The sequence below is a fragment of the Photobacterium sp. DNB22_13_2 genome, from assembly GCF_052873915.1.
The window spans coordinates 26,052-46,240 of record NZ_JBNNXU010000030.1 but is presented as its reverse complement, the minus strand read 5'-3'; the positions used below and the strand labels follow the sequence as shown (position 1 = coordinate 46,240).

General features: G+C 50.3%; 20 protein-coding genes. 18 read left to right on the top strand and 2 right to left on the bottom strand.

The annotated features are described in order from the left end of the window. Window positions 1-60: 60 nt before the first annotated feature. The 7 genes from hfq (at window position 61) to motX (ending at window position 6,485) form a co-directional block, all read left to right on the top strand. The gene (gene hfq / locus ACVA58_RS25920) at window positions 61-330 is read left to right on the top strand and encodes an RNA chaperone Hfq (protein ID WP_039458576.1); all 270 of its coding nucleotides are present in this window, start codon (window positions 61-63) and stop codon (window positions 328-330) included. A 25-nt stretch (window positions 331-355) separates the two neighbouring features. Further along, window positions 356-1,645, top strand: coding sequence for a ribosome rescue GTPase HflX (gene hflX, locus ACVA58_RS25915; RefSeq protein WP_446513141.1), 1,290 nt, complete (start codon window positions 356-358; stop codon window positions 1,643-1,645). 57 nt (window positions 1,646-1,702) lie between these two features. Beyond that, window positions 1,703-2,860, top strand: coding sequence for an FtsH protease activity modulator HflK (gene hflK / locus ACVA58_RS25910; RefSeq protein ID WP_446513140.1), 1,158 nt, complete (start codon window positions 1,703-1,705; stop codon window positions 2,858-2,860). Window positions 2,861-2,862: 2 nt separating this feature from the next. Further along, window positions 2,863-3,861 (top strand): protease modulator HflC, encoded by a 999-nt coding sequence (gene hflC / locus ACVA58_RS25905; RefSeq protein WP_446513139.1) that lies wholly within the window; start codon window positions 2,863-2,865, stop codon window positions 3,859-3,861. An 89-nt stretch (window positions 3,862-3,950) separates the two neighbouring features. Next, a complete protein-coding gene (locus ACVA58_RS25900; protein ID WP_446513138.1) occupies window positions 3,951-4,145 on the top strand; it encodes a DUF2065 domain-containing protein in 195 nt (64 codons plus the stop codon). A gap of 121 nt (window positions 4,146-4,266) precedes the next feature. After that, entirely contained in the window at window positions 4,267-5,583 is a 1,317-nt protein-coding gene (locus ACVA58_RS25895) for an adenylosuccinate synthase (RefSeq protein WP_255045088.1), read from the top strand. Between the two features lie 272 nt (window positions 5,584-5,855). Then, complete coding sequence (gene motX, locus ACVA58_RS25890) at window positions 5,856-6,485, top strand: flagellar protein MotX (RefSeq protein WP_446513137.1); 630 nt, start codon at window positions 5,856-5,858, stop codon at window positions 6,483-6,485. Window positions 6,486-6,580: 95 nt separating this feature from the next. On the opposite strand, the gene hmpA is transcribed toward motX, so the two are convergent. Beyond that, entirely contained in the window at window positions 6,581-7,765 is a 1,185-nt protein-coding gene (hmpA, locus tag ACVA58_RS25885; protein WP_446513136.1) for an NO-inducible flavohemoprotein, read from the bottom strand. A 104-nt stretch (window positions 7,766-7,869) separates the two neighbouring features. Here hmpA and nsrR point away from each other — a divergent pair, with 104 nt between their 5' ends. From nsrR to rplI, 6 genes are all read left to right on the top strand, one after another. After that, on the top strand, window positions 7,870-8,301 hold the full coding sequence (gene nsrR / locus ACVA58_RS25880) for a nitric oxide-sensing transcriptional repressor NsrR (protein WP_446513135.1): 432 nt from the start codon (window positions 7,870-7,872) through the stop codon (window positions 8,299-8,301). Between the two features lie 117 nt (window positions 8,302-8,418). Beyond that, window positions 8,419-10,974: a ribonuclease R gene (gene rnr / locus ACVA58_RS25875; RefSeq protein ID WP_446513134.1), complete on the top strand. Its 2,556-nt coding sequence runs from the start codon at window positions 8,419-8,421 to the stop codon at window positions 10,972-10,974. A 3-nt stretch (window positions 10,975-10,977) separates the two neighbouring features. Continuing rightward, complete coding sequence (gene rlmB / locus ACVA58_RS25870; RefSeq protein ID WP_107351034.1) at window positions 10,978-11,712, top strand: 23S rRNA (guanosine(2251)-2'-O)-methyltransferase RlmB; 735 nt, start codon at window positions 10,978-10,980, stop codon at window positions 11,710-11,712. A gap of 263 nt (window positions 11,713-11,975) precedes the next feature. Next, a complete protein-coding gene (rpsF, locus tag ACVA58_RS25865; RefSeq protein WP_255044247.1) occupies window positions 11,976-12,374 on the top strand; it encodes a 30S ribosomal protein S6 in 399 nt (132 codons plus the stop codon). Window positions 12,375-12,675: 301 nt separating this feature from the next. Beyond that, the gene (rpsR, locus tag ACVA58_RS25860; protein ID WP_005421136.1) at window positions 12,676-12,903 is read left to right on the top strand and encodes a 30S ribosomal protein S18; all 228 of its coding nucleotides are present in this window, start codon (window positions 12,676-12,678) and stop codon (window positions 12,901-12,903) included. Window positions 12,904-12,940: 37 nt separating this feature from the next. Then, window positions 12,941-13,393 (top strand): 50S ribosomal protein L9, encoded by a 453-nt coding sequence (gene rplI / locus ACVA58_RS25855; protein ID WP_107351036.1) that lies wholly within the window; start codon window positions 12,941-12,943, stop codon window positions 13,391-13,393. 108 nt (window positions 13,394-13,501) lie between these two features. On the opposite strand, the gene ACVA58_RS25850 is transcribed toward rplI, so the two are convergent. After that, a complete protein-coding gene (locus ACVA58_RS25850; protein ID WP_446513133.1) occupies window positions 13,502-14,257 on the bottom strand; it encodes a DUF481 domain-containing protein in 756 nt (251 codons plus the stop codon). A 226-nt stretch (window positions 14,258-14,483) separates the two neighbouring features. On the opposite strand from ACVA58_RS25850, the gene ACVA58_RS25845 reads away from it, so the two are divergent. The 5 genes from ACVA58_RS25845 (at window position 14,484) to ACVA58_RS25825 (ending at window position 20,147) form a co-directional block, all read left to right on the top strand. Further along, on the top strand, window positions 14,484-15,881 hold the full coding sequence (locus tag ACVA58_RS25845) for a replicative DNA helicase (protein ID WP_107351039.1): 1,398 nt from the start codon (window positions 14,484-14,486) through the stop codon (window positions 15,879-15,881). A gap of 92 nt (window positions 15,882-15,973) precedes the next feature. Beyond that, a complete protein-coding gene (gene alr, locus ACVA58_RS25840) occupies window positions 15,974-17,053 on the top strand; it encodes an alanine racemase (protein ID WP_446513132.1) in 1,080 nt (359 codons plus the stop codon). Window positions 17,054-17,078: 25 nt separating this feature from the next. Next, on the top strand, window positions 17,079-18,329 hold the full coding sequence (locus tag ACVA58_RS25835; protein ID WP_446513131.1) for a BamA/TamA family outer membrane protein: 1,251 nt from the start codon (window positions 17,079-17,081) through the stop codon (window positions 18,327-18,329). A gap of 187 nt (window positions 18,330-18,516) precedes the next feature. Then, window positions 18,517-19,266, top strand: coding sequence for a hypothetical protein (locus tag ACVA58_RS25830; protein ID WP_446513130.1), 750 nt, complete (start codon window positions 18,517-18,519; stop codon window positions 19,264-19,266). Continuing rightward, window positions 19,263-20,147 carry a hypothetical protein gene (locus tag ACVA58_RS25825; RefSeq protein WP_446513129.1) on the top strand — a complete coding sequence of 295 codons (885 nt, stop codon included), beginning with the start codon at window positions 19,263-19,265 and terminating at the stop codon, window positions 20,145-20,147. Before ACVA58_RS25830 ends, ACVA58_RS25825 begins: the two co-directional genes overlap by 4 nt. Window positions 20,148-20,189: the final 42 nt, after the last annotated feature.

The following is a 20,189-nucleotide window of genomic DNA, read 5'->3' as shown; positions in this document are numbered from 1 at the left end:
GCGTATTTTTAATTTTGTTCGTTGCTAACTACAACTACAAACAAATAAGGAAAAGAAATAATGGCTAAGGGGCAATCTCTGCAAGACCCATTTTTGAACGCTTTGCGTCGTGAAAGAATCCCAGTTTCAATCTACCTGGTTAACGGTATCAAGCTACAGGGCCAGATTGAGTCTTTTGATCAGTTTGTGATCCTACTGAAGAACACTGTAAACCAGATGGTATACAAGCATGCGATTTCAACTGTGGTACCGGCTCGTCCAGTTAACCACCACCATACAGGTGATCGCCCAGCTTCGGCAGAACGTTCACAAGAAAAAACCGAAGAATAATACTCTTCATTAAGGAGTTGATTGCTTGTTTGACCGTTATGAATCCGGTGAGCAGGCAATTCTTGTTCATATCAACTTCACGCAAGAAGGGGAGTGGGAAGACTTAAGCGAATGCGAAATGCTAGTCTCCTCGGCGGGAGTCAATACGCTACGGGTGGTAACCGGTAGTCGTAAAACTCCCCACCCTAAATATTACGTGGGTGAAGGTAAAGCACAGGAAATTGCCGAAGCGGTTCGGGCTGAAGACGCCGATATCGTCATATTCAACCATTCTCTTTCTCCAGCGCAAGAGCGCAACTTGGAGCAGATTTGCAAATGCCGTGTATTGGACCGTACCGGTCTGATCCTCGATATCTTTGCTCAGCGAGCGCGTACCCATGAGGGTAAGCTGCAAGTCGAGCTGGCACAGCTACGTCACATCTCAACCCGACTGATCCGCGGTTGGACCCACCTTGAGCGTCAAAAAGGCGGGATCGGCTTGCGTGGACCGGGTGAAACCCAGTTGGAAACGGACCGCCGTTTGCTTCGCGATCGAATCAAGACGATTTTGCGCCGTCTTGAAAAAGTCTCCAAGCAACGTGATCAGGGGCGCCGTGCACGAAACCGTGCCGAAATCCCAACGATTTCACTGGTTGGTTACACCAACGCCGGCAAGTCGACGTTGTTTAACCGGGTGACCGATGCTGGTGTTTATGCTGCTGATCAGCTGTTTGCCACCCTGGACCCGACTCTGCGCAAGGTTGATGTAGCCGATGTTGGCACTTCGATCTTGGCCGATACGGTCGGTTTTATTCGCCACTTGCCCCATGATCTGGTCGCAGCCTTCAAGGCAACCCTGAAAGAAACTCAGGATGCCAGTTTGCTGTTACACGTGGTCGATGCTAGTGATGACCGTTTTCGTGAAAATATTGAAGCGGTTGAGACGGTGCTCGAAGAGATTGATGCCGGCGAGGTGCCAATCTTGGTTGTGATGAATAAGATCGATAATCTAGAAGGTGCATCGCCACGTATTGAACGTGATGAGAACGGTGTTCCTCAACGAGTTTGGGTCTCGGCGATGGAAGGACTAGGGATTGAGCTGCTGTTTGAAGCTCTGACCGAGCGTCTCTCTGGAACCATGGTGAAGCATACCTTGCGGTTACCGCCTCAGTACATCGGGCGCTACCGGAGCAAGTTTTACCAGCTGGGGTGCATTGTCAGTGAGGAATATGACACTGATGGCAGTCTGCAAATTGACATCCGCTTACCGCTGGTAGAGTGGTCTAGGTTACAAAAAAGAGAAAGTACTTCGTTAGATGACTTTATCGTTGCTTAATGGACTGCTAGAGTAATAAGAAAAACTGTCGTCATATCATATTGATGGAGTTCTATAATGGCGTGGAATGAGCCTGGAAACAACGGCGGCCGTGATAAAGACCCTTGGGGGAACAATAATCGCGGTGGTCGTGAACAAGGTCCGCCGGACCTCGATGAAGTTTTTTCAAAACTGAGTCGTAAATTCGGTGGTATTTTTGGGAATAAAAAGGGACCTTCGACCGGCGGCAGCGCTGCAGGTCTTGGGGCAATAGCAGTTGTGGCTGCAGCGGTATGGGGCTTTTCTGGTTTCTATACCATCGGTGAAGCGGAGCGCGGGGTTGTTTTGCGTTTCGGTAAATTCTACGAAATGGTAGATCCAGGTCTGAACTGGAAACCTACTTTTATCGATGAAGTAGAGCCGGTAAACGTGCAGGCTATTCGTTCTTTGCGCAGCTCAGGTTTGATGCTGACTAAAGACGAAAACGTACTGAAAGTTGAAATGGACGTTCAGTATCGCGTGGCCGAGCCACAGAAATACCTGTTCAGCGTGACTAATGCCGATGACAGTTTGCGTCAGGCCACTGACTCTGCACTGCGTGCGGTGATTGGTGACTCGACCATGGACCAAGCTCTGACCACTGGGCGTCAGGTGATTCGTGCGAATACGCAAGAAGCGATCGACGGCATTATTCAGCGCTACAACATGGGCTTGTTTGTCGTTGACGTCAACTTCCAGTCTGCTCGTCCACCGGAAGCAGTGAAAGATGCTTTCGATGATGCTATCGCAGCGCGAGAGGATGAAGAGCGCTTCGTTCGTGAAGCAGAAGCATACAGCAATGACATCTTGCCGAAGGCAACAGGTCGTGCTGAGCGTCTGAAGAAAGAAGCTGAAGGTTATTCTGAGCGCGTGATCAACGGTGCATTGGGTGAAGTGGCTCAGTTTGAAAAGCTGTTGCCTCAATACCTAGCGGCACAGGAAGTAACGCGTAACCGTCTGTATCTTGAGACGATGGAACGTGTTTACTCTAACACCAGTAAAGTAATGGTCGACTCGAAATCAAGCGGCAATCTGTTGTATTTGCCTCTGGACAAGCTGATTAACCCTGCCCAGCAGAGCAGTCAGCCGAAGAGCAGCTCGTCTACTGATTACGGTATTGAGTTGGAGAAAGTCGAGACCGCCCCGGTATCAACCGCTCCACGTAGTACCGATACTGGCCGCCAGGGGAGATTTTAATTATGCGTAAGTTAATGATCCCGGTGATTGTTGTCTTTATCGCGACGTTGCTGATGTCAATGTTTGTGGTACAGGAAGGCGAACGTGGAATTGTTGTCCGTTTTGGCCGTATTCTTAAAGATGCCAATTCTGATGTAGCACGGATCTACGAGCCAGGCTTGCACTTCAAAGTGCCAGTGTTTGATCGGGTCCGAACGTTGGATGCCCGTATTCAGACTATGGATGACCAAGCTGACCGTTTCGTAACGTCTGAGAAAAAAGACGTGATCATCGATACCTACGTGAAGTGGAAAATCGAAGATTTCGGCCAGTACTACCTGACAACTGGTGGTGGTGATGCATCAACAGCAGAAGCGCTACTTAAACGTAAAGTGGTGGATAGCCTTCGTGCTGAAATCGGTTCTCGAGAAATCAAGCAGATTGTTTCAGGCCCAGATCGCGGTGACCAAGTCGACAGCAATGCAGTTGTTGAAGAAGATGACGCACCGGCAACAGAAATCGTCGCTGAAATTGCACCTCGTAAAGAGGTTGAAGGTCAGCGTGATCAAATTATGGCCAATGTATTGGCCGACATCAAAGTCAGCGCTTTTAAAGACTTGGGTGTTGAGGTAGTTGACTTCCGAATGAAGAAAATCAACCTACCGGATGAGATCAGCGAATCTATCTACCGCCGTATGCGTGCCGAGCGTGAGTCTGTTGCCCGTAAGCACCGCTCTCAGGGTCGCGAGAAAGCCGAGGTTATCCGTGCCCAGTCTGAGCTTGAAGTAGCGAAGATTTTGGCCGATGCTAACCGTCTGGCTGCCGTTGTCCGTGGTAACGCAGATGCGCAAACAGCGGAGATTTACTCAACGGCTTTCAATCAGGACCCAGAGTTTTATAACTTCCTGCGTTCATTGAAAGCGTACGAGAACAGCTTCAACTCTAAGAACGATATCTTGGTTGTTGATCCGAACACGGATTTCTTCAGGTACATGAAAGAATCCAATGCGGTAGCCAACTAAGTACCATTCTGGTTGTAATGAAAAGGCAAGGCTTCGGTCTTGCCTTTTTTATTGGGTATAATTCCTGCCAGTAATGTGAGGAGATAACAATGAGTAAGGCGATATGGATGGCGTTGGGGCTAGTCCTTGTCTTTGAAGGACTTGGGCCTTTGTTGGCACCGAAAGGTTGGCGCGAAATGGTGAGCCAGCTCAGCCAGCAGGATGATAATGCCCTGCGCCGTATCGGTGGCTGCCTGGTGGTTGCCGGTAGTGTCATCGCATATATGATGTACACTAGTATGTAAATTCCGCTAGCACGTTTGCGTGACAGGCATCTTGCACATTTGCCGCCTATGGTCAAAAAATGACTGCAAGCCAACGTTGAAGGTGCTAGAATCCCTTTTTAACTACTATAGATGAAGAAAGATGGCAAATAATGTAGTCGTTCTTGGCACCCAATGGGGTGACGAAGGTAAAGGTAAGATCGTTGATCTATTGACCGAAGATGCAAAATACGTAGTGCGCTACCAAGGTGGTCACAACGCCGGTCATACCCTTGTCATTGACGGTGAAAAAACTGTTCTTCACCTGATCCCATCAGGCATCCTACGTGACAACGTTAAATGTATCATCGGTAACGGTGTTGTACTTTCTCCTGACGCGCTGATGAAAGAAATGGGCCCACTAGAAGAACGTGGTATCCCTGTGCGCGAACGTTTGTTCCTGTCAGAAGCTTGTCCGCTAATTCTTCCATACCATATTGCTCTTGACCAAGCGCGTGAAATCGCACGTGGTAAGAAAGCGATCGGTACAACTGGTCGTGGTATCGGTCCAGCATATGAAGATAAAGTTGCTCGTCGTGGCCTACGCGTTGGTGACCTTTTCGATAAAGAAGCATTTGCTGAGAAGCTTAAAGAAGTTATGGCTTACCACAACTTCCAGCTTGAGCATTACTACAATGCTGAGCCTGTAAGCTACGATGAAGTCCTTGAGACGATCATGTCTCAGGCTGATATTCTAACTTCAATGGTTATCGACGTAACGAAAGAACTTGATGATGCCCGTCTACGTGGCGACAAGATCATGTTCGAAGGTGCGCAAGGTACACTTCTTGATATCGACCACGGTACTTACCCGTACGTAACCTCTTCAAACACGACTGCTGGTGGTGTTGCTGCAGGTTCTGGCTTCGGTCCGCGTCACCTTGGTTACATCCTAGGTATTGCCAAAGCATACTGCACACGTGTTGGTGCAGGTCCATTCCCGACTGAGCTTTACGATGGTCTGGATAAGCAAGACCCTGTTGGTAAGCACCTTGGTGAAGTAGGTAACGAGTTTGGCGCTACAACAGGCCGTCTACGTCGTACTGGTTGGTTTGATGCGGTTGCTATGCGCCGTGCGGTACAAATCAACTCAATCTCAGGCTTTTGTCTAACCAAGCTAGATGTATTGGATGGCCTAAAAGAACTTAAGATCTGTACTGGCTACAAAACCAAAGATGGCGAAATCCTAGAAGTATCACCAATGGCGGCTGATGCTTACGAAGATCTAGAGCTAATCTACGAAACGGTTCCTGGCTGGTCTGAGAACACCTTCGGTGCTAAGTCTCTGGATGCGCTTCCACAAGCGGCTCTAGACTACATTGCACGTATCGAAGAGCTAACTGGTGTGCCAATCGACATCGTCTCTACCGGTCCTGACCGTAACGAGACAATCATCAAGGTTCACCCATACGGTGAGTAATTGCTGATTACAGTGATTGATTTGAAAGCCAGCCCTATGGGGCTGGCTTTTTTTATGGCTAAATTACTCGTCAATAGCCAATAAGCATTCGGTTGCGTAGCGGTGCTGTCAAAGTGGAGGTTGGTTCCAAAAGTGGGTGTAGAAGATTGCGTCAAAAAGTGATTTATACTATGTCATTGGAGTGCCATAAAATTGCCGCTTAGGCGGTTTTTTCCCTAAAGTCTCAGCTTCTGCCGCCGATAAGGTTAGCACATTCGGTAAGAGATCCATCCATGAGCCTACGCCCGTTTATAGTTGCTATTGCCCTGTGCAGCGCAGTCCCTGCTTCCGCCCTGGAAGAGGTCGGCGAGGCCGTGCCAGTGTATAGCGAAAACGAGCTCAGCCGGATGTTCATTTCCAATAGTCACTTGCAACAAGTTCAGGCCGATGATTGCCAGTTAGTCCAGGATATTGAGGCCAGGGCTATTCGGGTGGAGTCCCCTTCCTACCAGTTCCTCTACGGCGATATGTTGGCTTGGGGGGTGTGTGTCGAGCGGGATGTTGAGCTTGGAGTCCATTATATGCAGTCGGCAGCCCAGCAAGGCTCTCCGGCGGCACTAGAGCAGCTCGGACGCTACTATGCTCGCGGCACCTTGGTTCAGCAAGACCGAGAGCGGGCGATCCCTTACCTGCGTGAAGCTGCAGCCATGGGGAATGTCGATGCCCGTATCCAGCTTGCCGAGTTACTGCTGAGTAACTATGGTAGCCCACTGGACTTTGAAGATGCTTATCGCTGGTTGTATAACACCGCGACCGCCAGCCAAAATACCCATAAAAAGATTGCCCGCCTGCGGCGCGGGTTGGAAAATCGGATGCCGGCCAATGTGATTGCCAGAGCCAAGCGGCGGGATAGCTTTTGGTAGATGGATCAGTTTGGTCGATGAAACGGTTAGGGCTGACACCTTGGCTGAAGAGAGAATAAAAAAGAGAGGCTTAAGCCTCTCTTTTGCTTTTTTGCTTAAAGCACTTTATGTGGTCCGAAGCATTCGTAATGGAGTTGCTCCTCGGCGACCCCCACCTCGATCAGCTGCTTAGCCCCATACTGCATAAACCCGACCGGGCCACAGAAGTAGTAATGCATGCCAGGTGTAGTTACCAACGCTTTGACCTTGCTGAGATCCATCATGCCGTCAAATTGGAAGTCTTCGGCCGGGCTGTCAGAGGTTAATGGCTCGCGGTACCAGATGTTGCTGGAAATATGCTCGTGGGCGGCCACTATGCGGGCAACTGAATTTTTGAATGCGTGGTGTTTACCGTTTTCAGCGGCGTGCAACCAGTGCACGTCAGCCTTGTGGTTAGTCAGGGTTTCTAGCATGGACAGGGTTGGGGTCAGACCCACACCGGCTGAAATCAATGCAACTGGTGTCGTGTCTTCCACATCGAGGAAGAAATCACCGGCCGGTGGAGCAAGCAGAATATCGTCGCCAACTTGTAGGGTGTCATGCAGGTAACTCGACACCGTACCTCCCTCTTCGCGTTTGACCGAGATGCGGTATTGATCATTTTGCGGGGCTGAAGATAGGCTGTATTGGCGGATCTCCTGGAACTCGAACCCTTTTGGCTGGAGGTAAACCCCCAGGTATTGACCCGGTAGGTAGCCTGCGACAGCGGCTCCGTCGACGGGTTTGAAGGTGAAACTAGTGATCACATCACTCTCTTGGGTTTTCTCAACCAAGGTAAATTTACGGGTACCGCGCCAGCCGCCGTCCTTGCCTTCGTTCTCTTGGTAGATCGCTTCTTCCCGCTTGATAAAGATGTCTGCAAGTAGGCCGTAGGCTTCTCCCCAGGCATCCAGAACTTCTTGGCCTGGCGACAGTAACTCGTCAATCGTACCCAGCAGGTGGCCACCGACAATAGCGTATTGCTCTGCAGTGATCATGAAACTGGTGTGCTTGTGGGCAATCTTCTCGACCGCTGGCAATAGGGCTGGAAGATTTTCAATATTGTTGGCATAGGCGCAGATTGCATTGAACAGCGCTTCGCGTTGGTCCCCGTTACGCTGGTTACTCATATTGAAAATATCTTTGAGTTCGGGGTTATGGTTGAACATACGATCGTAGAAATGTGCGGTCAAAGCAGGGCCGGTCTGGGCAATAACTGGCGCGGTAGCTTTAACGATCTCAATAGTTTGGGAGCTGAGCATGACTTTACCTTGTAATGGTGTATTTATAATATATGTTTTAAGTTGTATCGTATCTGTATCTTTTAGTCAATATCCAGATTAAAATGTCGGCAGGAGGAGTTATTGTGCAACTGACGAGTTTTACCGATTACGGCCTGCGTGCCCTTATATACCTAGCTACCCTGCCACAGGGGGAGCTCGCGAGTATCAGCAAAGTGACCGAGGTGTACGGCGTGTCACGTAACCACATGGTGAAAATCATCAATAAGCTGGGACAGCTGGGTTACGTCGAAACAGTGCGCGGTAAAAATGGCGGGATCCGCCTAGGTATGCCTGCCGATAAAATAGTGATCGGCGACGTCGTACGGGCGATTGAGCCTTTGCAAATCGTCAATTGCAGCGAGGATTTTTGCCATATAACACCAGCCTGTCGGCTTAAAGGTATCCTCTTCGATGCGCGCCAAGCTTTCTTGGATGAGCTGGACAACCACACCTTGTCAGAAATGATCAATGACAACCCGCCTCTACGTGTCCTGTTGGATCAGTCTGCACAGTGATAGAAACGCAATAACTTCAAAATCTCTCTGGGGAGCTAATTTTTCGACTTGGCTCCCGTCTGTTCACCTAGGGCGCAGATATACTTGAAGTATCTCTTCGCTAACTTGGATCTAATTATGTCAAAAGGTACTACCGATTTACCGGTCGATCCTTTTCGCGATCGCGAAGCATCAAACTACGAAAACCCTATCCCTAGCCGTGAAATGCTGCTGGAAGTGATCCGGGGTTACTCGGCGCCTGTTAGCCGCGATCAGCTATTTGCAGAGCTGAAACTTGAGGGCGACGACCAATATGAAGGTCTGCGCCGCCGCCTTCGCGCCATGGAGCGTGATGGCCAACTGATTTTTACCCGCCGCCAGTGCTACGCCCTGCCGGAACGTCTCGATTTGATCAAAGGTCATGTGATTGGCCACCGAGATGGGTTTGGTTTCCTGCGCCCTGAAGGCACCAATAGCAAAGAAGAAGATTTGCTATTGCCTCACCACCAAATGCGCGGTGTGATCCATGGTGATTACATCTTGGCTCAGGTGGCGGGCACGGATAAGCGTGGTCGTCGTGAAGGCCGTGTGGTACGTGTCCTGAAGCATTACGAAGGACAAATTGTCGGACGTTTCTTTATCGAAGACAATATGGGCTATGTGGTCCCTGATGACTCCCGTATTGCCCAAGATATCGTGATCCCGAATGACCAGCGCATGGGCGCTCGCATGGGCAACGTGGTGGTGGTCGAAGTCAACCAGCGTGCGACACGTCAATATAACGCTGTCGGTAAAGTGGTTGAAGTGCTTGGTGAAAACATGGCACCGGGCATGGAAATCGAAATTGCTTTGCGTACCCACGATATTCCTCACGAGTGGCCGTCTGAAGTTGAAAAACAAATTCAGGGACTGGGCGAAGAAGTGCCTGAAGAGGCGAAAAAAGGCCGTGTTGATTTACGCGACTTGCCGCTGGTTACCATTGATGGTGAAGATGCCCGCGACTTCGATGACGCTGTATATTGTGAGCGTAAAAAATCAGGTGGTTGGCGCCTGTGGGTTGCGATTGCTGATGTCAGCTACTATGTACGTCCAGACACGGCACTCGATAACGAGGCAGTGAAGCGTGGTAACTCGGTCTACTTCCCGTCTCAGGTGATCCCGATGTTGCCGGAGGTACTGTCCAACGGCCTGTGTTCACTGAACCCGCAGGTTGACCGTTTGTGTATGGTGTGTGAAATGACCATATCTGAAACCGGTAAACTGTCAGGCTACAAGCACTATGAAGCGGTCATGAACTCCCATGCCCGTCTCACTTACACCAAAGTAAGTAAAATGCTGGACGGCGATGAAGAGCTGCGCGAGCGATATGCCCCGTTGGTGCCGCATATTGAAGAACTCTACAGCATGTACAAGGTACTCAAAAGCGAGCGTGAAGTGCGTGGTGCGATTGAGTTTGAAACGATTGAAACGCAGTTTATCTTTAATGCCGACCGCAAAATCGATCGTATTGTGCCGGCCGTTCGCAATGATGCCCATAAGATCATCGAAGAGTGTATGATCCTGGCGAACATCGCGTCTGCACGCTTTGTGGAGAAAGCGAAGGAACCGGCCCTATACCGAGTACATGACTCTCCAGGTGAAGAACGCCTGCTGGGATTCCGTGATTTCCTCGGTGAGCTGAGCCTACAGTTGTCTGGTGGCTTGGAGCCATCACCAAAAGACTATGCTGAACTTGCCGCGTTGATCCAAGATCGTCCAGACAAAGAGCTGATTCAAACCATGCTGTTGCGCTCGATGAAGCAAGCGGTTTATCAGGCCGATAATATCGGTCACTTCGGCTTGGCGTTGAAGCAATATGCGCATTTTACCTCACCGATTCGTCGCTACCCAGACCTGACCCTTCACCGTGCGCTTAAGTACCTTGTGGCCAAACAGGAAGGGACCAATAAGGATCGCTGGACGCCAACAGGCGGTTACCACTATTCTTTTGATGATGTTGACGGTCTTGGCGAGCAGTGTTCAACCACAGAACGCCGTGCCGATGACGCGACTCGCGATGTGGCCGATTGGCTGAAATGTGAGTACATGCAAGATCACGTCGGTGATGAGTTCGATGGTGTGATTGCCAATGTAACTGGCTTTGGTTTCTTTGTTCGTCTTAATGAATTGAATATTGACGGCTTGGTTCACATTTCCAACTTGGCTAATGACTATTACCAGTTTGATCCGATTGGGCAGCGCCTGATTGGTGATAGCTCTGGGCAGGTTTACCGTCTGGGTGATACGGTAAAAGTTAAGGTCGCATCCATTAACTTGAATGATCGCCAAATTGATTTTGATATTGTTGGCAGCAACCGCAAGCCTCGTGGTGACGGCAAGACAGCCAAAAACCGCGAGAAAAAGCAGCGTATGCGCAAAGCCGAAGGCATGCAGCGCCAGAGTATGAAAGTGTACCGTGTTGCCGACGGCGAAGCCCAGCAGGAGCAGCGCTCTAAATCGAAGAAAGAGCGTAGCTCGGTACGTCAAAAGCTGAAAGCGGGTGCAATCCCTAAACTCGAGGGCGACAAAGCACCGGCAGGCAAGGCGGAGAAAGAGGACGGCAAGGGTAAGCCGGCCGTGAAGAAGAAATCGACCAAGGCCCGTAAGAAGAAACAGCGTGCCGGTAAGAAAGAACGAGCAGCTAAGAAGAACTAAACCATGAGTAATGACATGATTTTCGGCATTCATGCCGTCAAAGCCGTTTTGGCGTCTGACCCTTCACGTTTCATTGAAGTCTTTGTGCTGAAAGGCCGTGAAGATGACCGTTTGCTGCCAGTGATCAATGAGCTGCAAATGCTGGGTATCACTATTCAGCAGGCTGGTCGTAAGGCGCTGGATGATAAAGCCCAGGGAGCATCGCATCAGGGCATTATTGCCCGTGTGCGTCCGGGTAAGCAGTTCAATGAAAATAACATTGATGACCTTCTGGCTAGCCAAGAAAACCCGCTTTTGCTGGTATTGGATGGGGTAACCGATCCGCATAACTTGGGCGCTTGCCTACGTAATGCCGATGCGGCCGGTGCCGTGGCTGTGATTGTACCGAAAGACCGTTCGGCCCAGCTGAATGCCACGGCAAGCAAGGTAGCTTGTGGCGCGGCTGAAGTCGTGCCATTGGTAAGAGTGACCAATCTGGCTCGTACCCTTCGTGCACTACAGGACAAGGGCGTGTGGGTTGTTGGTACGGCCGGTGAGGCCACCCACGATGTTTACCAAAGCAAGCTGACAGGTCCGTTGGCCATTGTGATGGGCGCGGAAGGTGAAGGTATGCGTCGCCTGACCCGCGAGACCTGTGATGATTTGATCAAGATCCCGATGGCGGGTTCGGTATCTAGCCTGAATGTCTCGGTCGCAACTGGCATCTGCCTGTTCGAAGCGGTACGTCAGCGTCAATAACAGCAGAAATTAGGAAAAACAACACCTAGTTCCTAGCAAGAGCAGGCGCGCAGTGAATATTGCACGCCTGCTTTTTTATTGCTCATCTCCAACTTTCCTTCTTTAACGATTTAACTTGTCTCCAAGCCGTAAAATTCTCTTGCTTCGATTGTCCATTCTCTGTACTATTCAGCGTCCAAATTCTCGGTTCTATTTTTAGTTCCTTGCTTCCTCTGGATAACCGAGCCAACTCAGGAAGCTGATTAATCCGTAAGGAGCAACCAATGCGTCATTACGAAATCGTATTCATGGTGCACCCTGATCAAAGCGAACAGGTTGCTGGCATGGTCGAGCGTTACACTGCTGCTATCAAAGATTCTGGTGGCCAGATCCATCGTCTAGAAGATTGGGGCCGTCGTCAACTGGCTTACCCAATCAACAAACTGCACAAAGCACACTACGTTCTACTGAACGTTGAAGCTGAGCAGTCTGTAATTGACGAGCTGGAGTCTAACTTCCGTTTCAACGATGCAGTGATCCGTAACATGATCATGCGTACTAAAGGCGCTATCACTGAGCCATCTCCAATGATGAAGGCTAAAGAAGAGCGTGCCCCACGTCGTGAAGAGCGTGCAGAGCAACCAGCTCCAGCACCATCTGAAGGCGAAGCAGCAGCTGAGTAATTTTTGAATGACCAATCGTCTGGTGTTGTCCGGCTTTATTGCCTAAGACTCCAAGCGAAGCACATTGCTAGCAAGAATTGCTTTAGCACTCTAACTAGCAAGAGCCAGCTTATTACGAAAATGTATTCGTACATTAACGTGGTAGTTAGCAAGCAAGGTCAGCAAATACTCTCTCAAGTTTTAGCTGTTGGCGGTCACATTAAGGTAAGAGGCGCTGTCTCGTACCACACCAGCCGAAAGGCATTGGTAATTAGTGTTACATGTCAACCACATTGAAAAAATTTAGATCAGGAGATAGCCCATGGCACGTTTCTTCCGTCGTCGTAAATTCTGCCGTTTCACTGCAGAAGGCGTACAAGAGATTGACTACAAAGACGTAGCAACTCTAAAAAACTACATCACTGAAGCTGGTAAAATTGTACCAAGCCGTATCACTGGTACTCGCGCTAAATACCAGCGTCAGCTAGCTCGCGCTATCAAGCGTTCTCGCTACCTAGCACTTCTACCATACACAGATAAGCATCTGTAATCGGTAGCGGTTTAATTAAGTTTAAGAGGACAAGATAATGCAAGTTATTCTACTTGATAAAATCGGTAACCTAGGTGGCCTTGGCGATCAGGTTAACGTTAAAGCGGGTTTTGCTCGTAACTTCCTTATCCCACAGGGCAAGGCAGTAATGGCTACTAAAGCTAACGTTGAAATGTTCGAAGCTCGTCGTGCTGAGCTAGAAGCTAAAGTTGCTGAGCAACTGACTGCTGCTGAAGCACGCGCTGAGAAAATCAACGCGCTTGAAGCTGTAGTTATCGCTTCTAAAGCTGGTGACGAAGGTAAACTATTCGGTTCTATCGGTACTCGTGATATCGCTGACGCAATTACTGCGGCTGGCGTTGAAGTAGTGAAGAGCGAAGTTCGCCTACCAGAAGGTGCACTACGTACGACTGGCGAATTTGAGATCAGCATCCAGCTGCACTCTGACGTATTCGCAACTGCTAACCTAAACGTTGTTGCTGAAGACTAATAACGTTTTTGTTGGTAGCTTAAAACCAGCCTCCGGGCTGGTTTTTTTATGCCTGAAAAACAGTGAAACGGGTGTGAAGGGGTGAAAGCCGTTGGGCCGTGGCAAGAATTACATTTTGAACAGCAAGTTCACAGTCATGGCAGAGTCGCGTTTTTTCAAGCCTTCGGGCACCCAGCTGTTGAGCTTCTGGTTGTTGCTGATCTTGATGGCGGCAAAGTCACTGATATCCGTCGTGAGATTGAACTCGGCTTCCATTGTGCTGTTACTGTTGCCGGCAATACCAGTGAGTCGGACACCGATCTCGACGGTTTTCGACGGTTTCCAGGTCATTTTGGCACTGCCACGGAGAATTAGCTCATCCACCGTATCCCTAACGACAATGTCGTCATCATCGAGTTCATCGAGATTGGGCTCCTGATGTCGGTAGCCTGGGCCGGCTTCTACTTCTACCTGTAAGGTCTCCCGTCGGATGAGCTGGTAACCCATACCGGTTGCAATCGTGAAGTCGGTAAAATAAGGTCCATAGCGATCATCAACATAGTTGACGTTGCCCAGCACATAGGTCCGTTCGTTGATCTTTTTATCACTTTGCAGTTCGATCTGGCCCTTGCGCTTGTCTTCTTCACCGTCTTTTTCGGCCAGCAGGAAACGCAATTCGCCGCTATGTCGGTACTGGTTCTTGAGGTAGGTGCCGCCGATTCGGGTGTTGAGGGTTTGCGAGTCCGAGTTTCCCCCCAGAGACTGGTAGCCAAGTTCCAGCTCGGTAGTTAATGGCGGCGGGATCCGGGTTGGGCGCTCATCGCTAGTGGCGGCATTGGCATGGGTGCTGGCAAGCAGTAATAGAGCTAACAGGGTTCTTGCCAAGCGGCCTCCTCATCGGTTGAAACAAACAATTACCAAACAAAGCAGTGTAACCGATTTATGTCATATTTTGGTCAGGAAATGCTAACTGAATGTACCTATTAGCTTGTAAGCGCCTAATATGGCATTTCAATCGGGAAAATCGCCATCAACGCTATATTGATAGATAGACTCTTTGTGAATTAAGGTATAATGCACGGCCTAGTTTCCGGCAATCATTTCAATTTCTATGGCAGAGAATAGCAAACCGAACCCCCAGAAAGACTCCAAGATGGACGCAATCAAGATGGCGCCGCATTCGCTCGAGGCAGAGCAATCGGTCCTCGGCGGCTTGATGCTGGACAACGAAAAATGGGATGTTGTTGCCGAGAAAGTCGTAGCCAAAGATTTCTACAGTCGCCCTCACCGGATTATTTTCGAAGGTGTAGCCGCCTTGTTGGAGGGCGGCAACCCGCTTGACTTGATCACCTTGTCCGAGCACCTTGAAACGGCCGATCAACTTGAGGATGTCGGTGGCTTCGCCTATCTGGCTGAGCTTGCTAAAAACACGCCATCAGCAGCCAATATCTTAGCTTATGCCGAGATTGTCCGTGAGCGTGCGCTTATCCGTGACATGATCAGCGTCGCCAATGAGATCGCTGATGCCGGTTATGATCCCCAAGGTCGTGATAGTGAAGAGCTGCTGGATATGGCAGAAAGCAAGGTCTTTGCCATTGCCGAGCAGCGTACTTCGGAAAATGAGGGGCCGCAGAATGTTGAAGGGATCCTAGAAAAGACCCTTGAGCGTATCGAGATCCTCTATCAATCGCCGCAAGACGGTGTGACCGGGGTGACAACCGGATTTACTGACCTGAATAAAAAGACGGCTGGCTTGCAGGGGTCGGACTTGATTATCGTTGCAGCCCGTCCTTCGATGGGTAAGACCACCTTTGCCATGAACCTGTGTGAGAACGCAGCGATGTCGGAAGAAAAGCCGGTCTTGATCTTCTCGCTGGAGATGCCATCGGAGCAGATCATGATGCGTATGCTGGCCTCGTTGGCACGTGTCGATCAGACCAAAATCCGTACCGGGCAGCTCGATGACGAAGACTGGGCGCGAGTGTCTTCTGCTATGGGTGTTCTGATGGAAAAGAAGAACATGTATATCGATGACAGTTCTGGCCTGACTCCGACAGAGGTACGCTCGCGGGCACGGCGTATTGCCCGTGACCATGGGGGGCTTAGCCTTATCATGATTGACTACCTTCAACTGATGCGGGTACCAAGCCTGCAAGATAACCGTACTTTGGAGATTGCGGAAATCTCCCGCTCGCTCAAAGCTCTGGCCAAAGAGCTCAATGTGCCAGTGGTCGCGCTGTCGCAGTTGAACCGCTCGTTGGAGCAGCGTGCAGATAAGCGTCCGGTAAACTCGGACTTGCGTGAATCGGGTGCCATCGAGCAGGATGCCGACTTGATCATGTTTATCTACCGTGATGAGGTTTATCACGAAGACAGTGCCCTGAAGGGCATTGCCGAAATCATTCTTGGTAAGCAGCGTAACGGCCCGATTGGTACCGTGCGACTGACATTCCAAGGCCAGTATTCCCGGTTCGATAATTACGCCGGTCCAGCCTTTGATGATGAATAAGGTTTATATCCAAGTATCTTGAGGTTACATGGGTATATACCGCCACATGATGTTATACCGGTTTGCCGGGGCATTAATAAGTAGGAACAAAGATGAAAGCGGCAACAGCGTATATTCGTACCGAGGCATTGACTCACAACCTGCAGCAAATCCGCAGCCAGGCACCAAACAGCAAGATCCTGGCGGTGGTGAAAGCAAATGGCTATGGCCATGGGTTGGAGCATGTCGCCAAAAGCCTACCCGACGTCGATGGCTTTGGTGTTGCCCGTATTGAAGAAGCCCTGACCCTGCGCGCAGGGGGTGTCGTCAAGCCGGTGTTGCTGCTGGAGGGATTTTATGCCCCGTCGGATCTCCCGGTACTGGTAACCAACAATATCCACACTGTCGTTCATTCCATTGAACAGCTCGAGGCGCTGGAGCAAGCTGAACTTGATAGCCCGGTGGTGGTGTGGTTGAAAATCGATACCGGCATGCACCGCCTCGGTGTCCGCCCTGAGCAATATACCGATTTTGTCGAGCGGCTTCATGCTTGCGATAATGTTGCCAAGCCGCTGCGCTATATGAGCCACTTCGGCTGTGCCGATGAGCTTGCAAGCAAAGTGACACCACGCCAGATCGATGCCTTTATGGCCTTGACCGATGGTTGCCGGGGAGAGCGCTCTCTAGCGGCTTCTGCGGGAATATTGGAATGGCCGGATAGCCACCTAGAGTGGATTCGCCCAGGGATCATTATGTATGGGGTTTCTCCGTTTGCCGAAACCGGCCGTGGAGCCAATTCATACCGTTTGCAGCCCGTTATGACGCTGACCTCTAGCTTGATTGCTGTCCGTGACGTCAAGCAAGGCGAGTCGGTAGGGTATGGTGGTATTTGGACCAGCGAACGTGATACCAAGGTCGGGGTGATTGCCATTGGTTATGGTGATGGCTACCCGCGTACCGCACCCAATGGTACGCCGGTGTTGGTCAATGGCCGTGTCGTCCCGATGGCAGGCAGGGTGTCGATGGATATGCTGACGGTCGATCTGGGCCCGGATAGTACCGACAAGGTAGGTGACGAGGCCATCTTGTGGGGAGAGGGTTTGCCAGCAGAAATCGTAGCTGAGCATATTGGAACTATTGCCTATGAGTTGGTGACTAAACTAACATCAAGAGTCGCAATGGCTTACTTATAATCGATTAACGAATTATCCCATTAAAATGACAAAAATCATCAAAGCCGCAGCAATGGTTGCGGCTTTTTCATGCTCAACGACTAGCATGGCCGATAGCTGGCCGACATGGGAGCCTGAGACGGCTTTCGTCCCTTTTGCTTTCTCGACCGATGCCATGGGGCTGTCTGTGGGGATGGCTGGTTTGCTCAAGGGGGCAGGCCAGCCACAAGCTGCCTTGCTCGGGGCTGGGGTCTACAGTGAGAAAGGAACCTGGTTGACCTATTTGGGGGCCAGCAACTATATCCTTAGCCAAGACAGCCGTTGGTTGTTCGGGGCTGAACTGTTTGATGCTAATTACAAGCAATTTGATTACTACCTGGGTGAGTCTTCGGGTAATGACTCCAGTGCGAATGACAAAGTAATCGCTGATGCCAAGGAGTTCCAGTACCGGTTGTCGATGCGCTATATCTTGCCTCTGGGGGCTGGGGACAGTCAGGGGATCCGTGCAGCCCTGATGCCGGTGCGTAAGCTCACGGGCTATACGCCTTGGGACAGTGGGGTGAGTTCTGTGGAATTTAGACCATTTTATCAAGGTCGAGAGTTCGACGATCTTCCCACTTCGCAGATTGAGCCCGCTGACTTTAGCGAGGCTGAGAAGGTGTGGGGAGTGGAGACCCGGTTTGATTGGGATAACCGCAATAATACCCGCAACCCGACCGAGGGGAGCCAAAGCCAATTTTCGGTGACCGTTGATCCCGGCAGCAGTGAGCGTCCAAGCTGGTGGAAATGGGAGTTTGAGCAGAGTTGGTTCTGGTCATTCGGCAATCTGGGCGAGTTGTTCGATCAGCAAGTATTGGCATTGAATATGTATACAGCCGATACCCCAAGCTGGAATAGCACGGAACAGGTCAATGGCCAACAAGAATTCCGCCGGCCACCGGCCTATGCGGGAAACCGTCTTGGTGGCTTGTACCGGTTACGCAGTTTTTCCGGTGGTCGTTTTGTCGACCGAGCGGCATTGAGCTATAGCATGGAGTACCGGGTGATGCCTGACTGGCAGCCGCTGGAAGATTGGCCGGTATTCGAATGGTATGACGTGCCTTGGTGGCAGTGGGTCGCCTTTGTTGATGTTGGTCGGGTGGCTGATGAGTACGACCTTGCAGAGTTGCACCGCGATATGAAATGGAGCGCGGGCGGGGCGGTGCGCTTCCAGGTCGAAGGAATTGTCGTGCGCACTGAAATGGCTTGGGGTAGCGAGGATAGCCTGTTCCGGGTGATGATCAACCAGCCTTTCTAGCCGTTGGCCTGATGGCGAGCTTGCTGTTCTACTTGTGTCGCATAATGCGATAGCGGGCGGTTTACGGGCTCGGTGTCTGTCTGGTCAAGAAATAATCTGCGCTATACTTGTTCGTACCACCGTCTGTGTTTGTTACAATATGTCTTCTGTCTCGCCGTTATCCATAAATTCTCTGGTATAGATACTCATGTCATCGAAATATCTCGAAAAGGCCTGGAGCCAAAAAACCGTTAACCTTGAAGATAAGCTGCTGCTGGTTGCCCTGGCAGAGCTATCGGACAGAGACGGTGCCTTCATCACTAGCATGTCCCAACTTAAAGAGATGATGTGTGCCTCAGAGAGTATGATTGACAACCTGATCGCCAAGCTGTCGATGGAGCAGCTGATCATTGGGGTCAACAAGGCATCGGCAAGCTATCGTACCAGCGGCAAAATAAATGGACGCTTGAACATCGATACTTATGTGGAGCATCGCGCGGTTGAGCACAGCGCGCCGCAAGGCAACGCGGGCTATGCCCAGCCCCATCAAGATGTATATAGCAATGCCAAGCGGGTATCTAGTTTCCATCGCTCTCAAGTTACTCCGGTGAATAAGACGATTTCAGGTAAAGCGATCAATATTCTCGAACTCTCCCCGAATGTGATTGAGCCTTGGGCCGAAGCTGTGATGTTCAAGAGTGGCTATGGCAACCAAACTCAGGTTTGGGCATCGTTTATCGAACGTATCAAGGAAACACCAAGCAAACAGCTCTATTCACTTGATGAGCTAAGAAGTCGTCTCCACTCTCATCTTCATAGCGAAAAAAGTTACAAGCAGGGCTATAACCGCCCAGCCTCTAGACCTCAGGCTGTGAAACGTGGTGCCATTGATATCTTGGAAGAAAAGATTGCTAACTTTAACTTTAAGAGTGACGACGAAGGGGACGACTTACTATGAGTTCGCCAAAGAACATCAGTGAAACGCACGCCGAGTATTGGAATCGAATTAAAAGCGAGCTTAAAGCACCCAAGCAATCAGGCAAAAGTGAGACGTCAGCGCCTTCTGCTCCCGCTCCCGCTCAGAGAGAGCCGACGGCACCTGCTGTCAGGGCAACGGCACCAGTCCCAAAACCGGATGATACCGGGGCGATAAGCTTTTCAGCTGAGGGCCAAGGGATCTCGGGGTTTTCCCCGAAAACTCAGGTGATGTTGGATAAGTACACCGGAACCAGCCAAAAGAAAATCATGCAGTTTTGGTATGATATGAACATGAATTTCGGGCAGAGCAAGGTGCGCCAGGAGTTCGGTGATGAGCCGGGTGAAAGACTGATGCAGTTTGCCGCCTCGCTAGATCGCAATAGTTATCGCCGGCTCAAAGACAATCTAGATGAGCGCTTGAAGAAAGGTCAGGAGTGGCCGCCTTCTTTTGCAGTATTCAAAGCGCTGAAGGACACCCCGACCGATCGTGAGATCCTCGAAGCTCGGACCAACATACTGACGCTGAAAAAACCGGTTAGCCGGGTTGAGAACTATATCAGCAAACGTAAATCGGCTAAGCTCAGAACGCTGTCTGAAAAACATATCGCAGCAGAATTCCGTACGCTCTACCTCGAGGCGTTTGAGGAGGTGGAAATTTATGATCGTGATATCAAGCTGGATGAAAGGGAGTCGGCAATCAGCGAAGTGACCAATAATATCCCCAAATCAGAGACAGATAAGGATATTGATGACCGAATCGCACATGGTTATAAGCTACCGGGTAAGCTAGGGGAAACTTTCGACAGGATCCAATCCCTGAGGTCGAGTAACAGCCATGTGGTTATCGACGAGATTGACTAACCTTATGCCATGCTCGCAATATAGCGCTGTTTTGTTTTTATA